The following is a 6,912-nucleotide window of genomic DNA, read 5'->3' as shown; positions in this document are numbered from 1 at the left end:
ACCGTCAGGTAATCCGGTGCGGGCGTTCGCTTTCGGGAAGTCGAGGCTCGACGGCGGGGCGGCGAGCGCGAGTGGCGCGGCCATCGGCAGCGTCGCGGACGCCATGAGCATTCCCGCGGCGGTCGCGAGGCGGAGCAGATTCGTGGTGGCCCGTCGGACGGTCATCTTCATTGATCACCTACATCCAGTTCCTGCCGAGGTGGCACACCACGAAAGCCGCCAGCCGCCGACCGAATTCGTCCCCTCGACCGAAGGGCTCGCATCGACTGTAAGAGATTCAAAGGATTTCGGCAAGACATCTTTTCAGATGAAATCCACGATGGTTCCAGGCGTCGATTCAGCTGAATTCAACTCAGGTGTAGACGAGGCCCGCGTGCACGAGATACGCGATCTCGTCGCAGATTTCATCGAGGGTGACGACCGAATCCGGCTTGGTACTGTGCACCAATTCCTGGGCCAGCGAGTTCACCGCCCCGATCACCGCGAGCCCGAAAAGGTCGAAACGCCGTGGCTTGGCCTCACCGCGTTCGACACCACGTTCGGCCTCGCTGACCAGCAATGCCGACAGCAGGCGCCGCTGTTCGGTTCGCCATTCCTCCACCGCCGGGCTCACCCCGACCACTTCGACATAGCAGACCCGGGCCGAACGCTGATCCGCACAGGTCACCGCCAGATAAGCGCGGAAACCCTCGACCACCCTGGTCGAGAGCGGTTCGTTCTCGGTTTTCGCCAGCGATTCCAGCGCTCGCTCCACCGCGCGCGAGGTGATCCGATTGACCAGCGCGATCAGCAATGCCTCGCGGCTGCCCATATCTTCGTAGAAACTGCGCGTGGAAACGTTGGCGACCGCGCAGAGGCGTTCGATGGAAGTGGCTGCGTAACCCTGTGTTCCGAATAATTCCAGGGCGGCATCGATCAATCGGGTCTGCCGCTGGGCCACCCGCTGTTCCCGCGACAGCCCGCCATAGCTGCGCCCGTCCTTCGCTTCCTCTTCCCGCCGTGCCACCGTTCGATGCTACCCGTTGACCGCCGGTGATTCCGGCGCGGACATCGGTCCGCGCCGGTTGCGGCCTACTTGCGCGCGCCGATCGCGTGGCCGACGAGCGCCTGCGCCATGGGCGGCAGAATCTCCGACAGGGCCTGACCGAACTGCGGCTCGGGGACGGTGCTCACCGGGCTGGTGATCGAGCAGCCCGGCGCCGCGGCCACGCCGTTGAGCCGATCCTTCAGCCAATAGAACGCGCCGGGCAGATGCGAAAGCACGCCGGAGAGATGCTCGGCCGCGAATTCCCGGACATAGGTCACGCTGGGCGCGCCTGCCGCACAGTATTTCTGCACGGTCGCGTCGGTACCCGCGATCGGAATGAGCTCGTCGTTCTGCGCGTGATAGAAGTAGATCGGCACGGTCGGCGTCTGCTGGCCGAGGGAATTGTCCGCGATGGCTTCCCGAATCTCGGGCAGCGTCAACGGATCTCCGCCCTGAAATGTGCCGAAATAGTTGAACCCGGGGAAGAGCGCCGCACCCTGCGGATGGCACAGCACCTTCTTGGAGGCCAGCACGAATTGCCCGAGCAGATCGACGCGTTCCCGCATCACCCGTTGCATTTCCGGGTATTCGGTGGAGATGCCGACGATCGCGGCCGAGATCAACCCGGCATAGACGCCGCCATTGTTGTGACGCACCACCCCGGCATAGTCGCCCGCCGCAACACCACCGGCGGCAATGCCGACGATATTGAGCTCCGGCGCATAGCTTTCCTTGATCTCCGGCACGAACGCGGAGGGAATCGTGCCGCCGGAGTAGCCCCACAGCGCGACCGGCGTTTCCGGCCCGCTCAACTGCGCGGGTGCGAAATTCTCCGCCGCGCGAATACCGTCGAGCGTCGCCTGGGCATTCATCCGGGACGCGCCGTAGGCCGAATTCGGCCCCTGATAGTCGGGCATCGCGATCGTCCACCCCTGCCCGAGACCGGCCGCGATCGGGATCAGCGTCTCCGCCGCGTTCACGTAGTCGACCGGGATGGCGCCGGATTGGGCCACATACGAGGGCGCGCAGTACTGCGCGACGCTGTCCTCGGCGATCTGATAGGACAGCAGCTTCGAGCCGCCGGCCGGAGCGGGGCCACGCGGCTTCAGGATCGTGGTGACCGTCGCGATCGGTGCGCCATGACTGTTCGTGGTGCGGTAAAGCAGCTGCCACGCATCGACATTCAGCTGCAGAATACCCATGAACGCGGGATAGATCGCCCGCGCGCGCAGGATCTCCCCGGGCTGCGCGGCCGCCACGTCACCGGCCGGCGGCCGATAGAAGTCATCCAGTTCGGGCGGCAGGGTGAGCGCCGGGGCGGGTTCGACCCGCACGTCCGCCCCCGGCACCGCCTGCCCCGAGGCCAGTCCCATCCATGCCGCCATCAGCGCGATGACGCCGAGGACGACGACGCGCCCACCATTGCGCACGCTCATCGAAGTGCCTTCCCGTTACCAACCGTTACCCATATTGGTCAGAGATATTTTCAGATAATGGGTCAGAAGTCTAGTCTGAGACAGTGGTGCGGTTCACGCACGACAACGGCGGGTGGTCCAGCGCACCACCCGCCGCGTCGAATTACTTGACGCTGCCCGCGGTCAGACCGGCCACCAGGCGCTTTTCGATCAGCGCGAACAGGATGACGACCGGGATGATACCCACGGTGGAAATAGCGAAGACGTATTGCCAGGACGTGTCGTACTGACCGACGAACTTGGTCAGCGCGACCGAGAGCGGCTGGTTCTCCGGCGTGGTCAGCACCACCAGGCTGGCGGCGAATTCGTTCCAGCAGGAGACCACGACGAAGATCGTCGCGGTGACGATGCCGGGCCACACCAGCGGCAGGCTCACCCGGACCAGGGTCTGCCAGCGACTCAGTCCGTCCAGTTGCGCGGCCTCCTCGATCTCCACCGGGATGGATGCGAAGAAGCTGTGCAGGATCCACACCGCGAACGACAGGTTGAACGCCGCGTTCACCAGGATCATCGCCAGGAAGGTGTCGTTGATGCCGATCGCGAAGAATTCCCGGATCAGACCGGTCACCAGCACCGTCGGCTGCAACATCTGGGTCACCAGCACCAGGCCGAGGAATACCGCGCGGCCCGGAAACTTGTGCCGCGCCGTGTAATACGCGGCCGGGATGGCGACCAGCAGCACGAGCACCGTGGCGAACACCGAGATGATGACGGTGCTCGCCATGTTGAACGGCAGTGGCGTCTCCGGGGTGTCCCACATGGTGGCGTAGTTGTCCGGATGCCACGACTCGGGCAGATAGGTCGGTGGGATACGCAGGATTTCGGCGCGATTCTTCAACGAACCGAGCACCATCACGATGAACGGCAGCAGGAACAGCGCCGCGATCACCACGCCGACCGCGGTCAGTTCCCACCGGCGCCGCTTCGCCCGGACCTTCGGCCGCGCGGCGGGCTCGGCCACCGCGACTGCGCCCGTGACCTTTTCGATCTGTGTCACCTCGGCGTCGGCGGTCACCCGTCCACCTCCTGGGTAGGCCGGATCACCTTCACATAGATCGCGATGATCACGATGATCAGGACGAAATTCAGCACGCTCATCGCCGCGGCGGTGTCGATCTGCTGGTTCTGCCGAATCAACTTGAACATCAACGTGGTTGTGGTGTCCGCCTGGAAGCCCGCGATACTGCCGGTGATCACCTGCAGGATCGGCAACGAGTTGAACGAGTTGATGATGTTGATGATGGTCGCGACGGCGATCGCCGGACGCAGCTGGGGCAGAATGAGATACCGGTAGCGCTGCCACGCGCCCGCGCCGTCGACCCGGCCCGCCTCACTGATCTCGGCCGGAATCGACTGCAGCCCGGCCAGAATCGTGTAGGTGGTGAACGGGATCGAGACGAACACCGCCACGCCGATCGCGACCAGGAACGCGGGCGTCGGCTGCTTGGTGAAGCCGTAGCCGCGATCCAGCAGCCCGATATCGACCAGGAACCGGTTCGCGATGCCGACGTCGGGATCGAGCATGTAGTAGAAGATCGTCGTCGTCATCACCACGGACGCGGCCCACGGCACCAGCACCGCCATCCGTACCGCGGTGCGGCCGGGGAAGTCCTTGCTCAGGAACTGGGCCAGTCCCGCCGAGATCACCAGCGTGATCACGACGACGGCGACGACCCAGACCACCGTGTGCAGCAGCACCGAGCCGAGCTCGGAGATCCCGAACAGGGTGCGGAAGTTCTCCAGGCCGGCCGCGCCGCGATCCTGGCCGTAGGCGCTCAGATCCCTGGTACTGGTCCACACCATGTAGCAGGCGGGGAAGGCGACGATAGCCGCGATCAGGACCAGCGAGGGTCCGATCCACGGTATCGCCGCCAGAGTTCCTTTCCGCCGCACGCTACTTCGCGGCTTCCTGGATGCGCTGCAACACCTGGGCCGGGTCGGTGCCCTGCGCGATGGTGCCCATCTGCTGGCGGATAGCGCCCTGTGCCGCAGCCCATTTCGGGTTGTTGCTCGGGTAGAACTGGGCCACCGCGAGGGTCGAGCCGAACGCCTTGGTCACCGGGTCCGAAGCGAGCTTGGCGGCCGCGGTGTTGGTGATCGGGATGAAGCCCTCGGTCGAGACGAACTTCGCGTAGACATCGGCGCCGTAGAAGAAGTCGAGGAACTTCTTGATGTTCGCCGCCTTCTTGCCGTCCTTCTTGAACGCCATCAGGTGGTCGGCCACACCGAGTGTCACGGGAGTACCGGACTTGGTCGGCGACGGCGCGGTCGCGTACTTCAGGCTCGGGTTCTTCGAGGCGATCTGGCCGATGGTCGGCGGCAGGCCCTCGATCATGCCGATCTTGCCCTGGATGAACGCGTTGATCACGTCCTTGCGGTCGGTCGCGCCCGGATTCGGCTGGGTGACACCGGCATCGGCGATCTCGCGCATGGCACGCACGCCCTCGAGGTTGGCCGGGGTGTCGACGGTGACCTTGTCACCGTCGGACCAGGTGCCGCCCGCGCCGAAGGTCCAGATGGAGGTCTCGCCCTGCGCTTCCTCGCTGCCCAGCGGCAGGCCGTAACCGGACACCCCGTCACCGAGGGCCTGGATCTTCTTGGCCGCGTCGGTCAGTTCCGCCCAGGTCTTGGGCGGTGTGGCGATGCCCGCCTTGGTGAACAGGTCGGTGTTGTAGAACAGCGTGCGGGTGGAGGCGAACAGCGGCAGCGCGTACTGCGTCCCGTTGAGCGAGGCGTTCTTCGCGAAACCGGGCTGAATATCCGAAAGTACCTGCGGGGAGACGATTTCGGAAGCGGGGTAGAGCATGCCGTCGCTGGCGAAGCTGGAGTACGCGTCGATGTTCAGGATGTCCGGCGTGGTCGACTCCGACTGCAACTTGGTGCGCACCACGTCGTTGATCGAGTTCCAGGACTCCATCTGCAGATTCACCTTGATATCGGGATTCTGCTTCTGGAAGTCCGCGATGATGCCGTCCCACAGCGCCTTCGTACCGTTGGCCCCGTCGCTGTAGGCCGGAGCCAAGAAGTTGATCGTGGTGTCGGAGTCGGCGGAATCTTTCGAGCCGAACCCACAGGACGAGATCGCCAGCGCCAGGCCGGTGACCATCGCGACCCCCGCGAGCACGCCGTGGAGTGGTCTTTTCACGAGTAGAACCTTTCAAATTTGCACATCCGGCGCCACTGGACAGCCGATGATGGGATCGACCTGATCGACCCGACACTCAATCTAGACCCCATCTTGATCATATGTGACCGATTCGCTCGTTAAGTTGACATGAACGATCACCGGGCGGATTCTGTTGTTGTGTCGATCTCAGCCGAACCCACGCCCGCCACCCACCTGGCCAAAGAGGTCGCCACCCAGCCTGACGACTGGGCGCGCGCCGAAACGATCGCTGCCGAACACCGCGAGATCCTCCCCCAAAAGGGCGAGCGAGTCGCGGTGATCGGTTGCGGCACTTCCCTGTTCATGTCCAAAGCGATCGCGGCCCTGCGCGAGCGAGCCGGCCACGGTCTGACCGACGCCTGGCCCGCCAGCGAGGTCCGCTCCGGCCGCGAGTACGACCGCTATCTGGTGATCTGCCGTTCCGGCACCACCACAGAGGTGGTCAACGCAATGCGCGAGCTGCCCGCGGACATCCCCCGCACCGTCATCTGCTCCAGCCCGAACACCCCGGTGCTCGAGCTGGGCGACCCGATCCTGATCGATGAGGTCGACGAGGAATCGGTGGTGCAGACCCGTTTCGCCACCACCACGCTGGCCATCCTGCGCTGGCACTTCGGCGAAGACCTCGACCCCGTGATCGCCCAGGCCAGGGCCGTGCTCGCCGAGGACCCGACGGTGTCGCTGGCGCAGGTCCGCCACGCCGAGCAGATCAGCTTCGTCGGCATGGGCTTCGCCGCCGCCATCGCCGAGGAATCCGGCCTCAAGCTGCGCGAATCCTGCCAGTCCTGGACCGAGTCCTACCTGTCCACCGAATACCGGCACGGCCCGATCGCCATCTCCGCGCCCGGTCGCGCGGTCTGGGCATTCGGCCCGCTGGTGCCGAACTTCGCCGCCGATATCGCGAGCACCGGCGCGCACTTCGAGCACCGCGACATCGATCCGATGGCCGATCTGGTTCGCGTGCACCAGTTGTGCATCCTGCGCGCGGCCGATCTCGGGCTCGACCCCGATCACCCGCGTGGCCTCAACCGCTCGGTCGTCCTGGACCAGTGAGGGATCCGGTTCGGTGAGCCCCGAGCAGACCTCGGCGTCGGTGTCGACGCCGCCTATTGTGCGAAGCATGTCAGCCGAGCACGACTCGAAGAGCACAGACCGGCCCGGCGCCGCCGCGGCCGGATCGCCCGACCGGGCCGCCACCGCGGCCGAGGTGGGCGCGGGCGCCGCTGCGCACAGCACGGCGCCCT

The 6,912-nt window shown here is 65.3% G+C and carries 6 protein-coding genes; 1 reads left to right on the top strand and 5 read right to left on the bottom strand.

Translation table 11 applies throughout. The features are described from left to right. Positions 1-352: 352 nt before the first annotated feature. The 5 genes from NBRGI_RS27135 to NBRGI_RS27115 form a co-directional block, all read right to left on the bottom strand. The gene (locus tag NBRGI_RS27135) at positions 353-1,006 is read right to left on the bottom strand and encodes a TetR/AcrR family transcriptional regulator (RefSeq protein ID WP_014988662.1); all 654 of its coding nucleotides are present in this window, start codon (positions 1,004-1,006) and stop codon (positions 353-355) included. A gap of 65 nt (positions 1,007-1,071) precedes the next feature. Further along, the gene (locus tag NBRGI_RS27130; RefSeq protein ID WP_081878246.1) at positions 1,072-2,463 is read right to left on the bottom strand and encodes a lipase family protein; all 1,392 of its coding nucleotides are present in this window, start codon (positions 2,461-2,463) and stop codon (positions 1,072-1,074) included. Between the two features lie 142 nt (positions 2,464-2,605). Further along, positions 2,606-3,517, bottom strand: a complete 912-nt coding sequence (locus NBRGI_RS27125; protein WP_195091868.1) for a carbohydrate ABC transporter permease — start codon at positions 3,515-3,517, stop codon at positions 2,606-2,608. After that, positions 3,514-4,395, bottom strand: coding sequence for a carbohydrate ABC transporter permease (locus tag NBRGI_RS27120; protein WP_029900039.1), 882 nt, complete (start codon positions 4,393-4,395; stop codon positions 3,514-3,516). The genes NBRGI_RS27125 and NBRGI_RS27120 overlap by 4 nt, the downstream gene beginning before the upstream one ends. Before the next feature lies 1 nt (position 4,396). Further along, entirely contained in the window at positions 4,397-5,647 is a 1,251-nt protein-coding gene (locus NBRGI_RS27115) for an extracellular solute-binding protein (protein WP_036561041.1), read from the bottom strand. 159 nt (positions 5,648-5,806) lie between these two features. Here NBRGI_RS27115 and NBRGI_RS27110 point away from each other — a divergent pair, with 159 nt between their 5' ends. Continuing rightward, positions 5,807-6,721: an SIS domain-containing protein gene (locus tag NBRGI_RS27110; protein WP_029900037.1), complete on the top strand. Its 915-nt coding sequence runs from the start codon at positions 5,807-5,809 to the stop codon at positions 6,719-6,721. The last annotated feature ends 191 nt before the right edge of the window (positions 6,722-6,912 follow it).

Origin of the sequence: Nocardia brasiliensis IFM 10847, from assembly GCF_000710915.1 — a bacterium.
GTDB classification, from domain to species: domain Bacteria; phylum Actinomycetota; class Actinomycetes; order Mycobacteriales; family Mycobacteriaceae; genus Nocardia; species Nocardia brasiliensis_A.
The sequence above is the reverse complement of the archived record's forward strand: the minus strand, read 5'-3'. Positions and strand labels throughout refer to the sequence as shown.

Bases quoted from the DNA above. Each gene is read 5' to 3' on its own strand.
- NBRGI_RS27130 (WP_081878246.1), bottom strand. From the start codon at position 2,463: ATGAGCGTGCGCAATGGTGGGCGCGTCGTCGTCCTCGGCGTCATCGCG.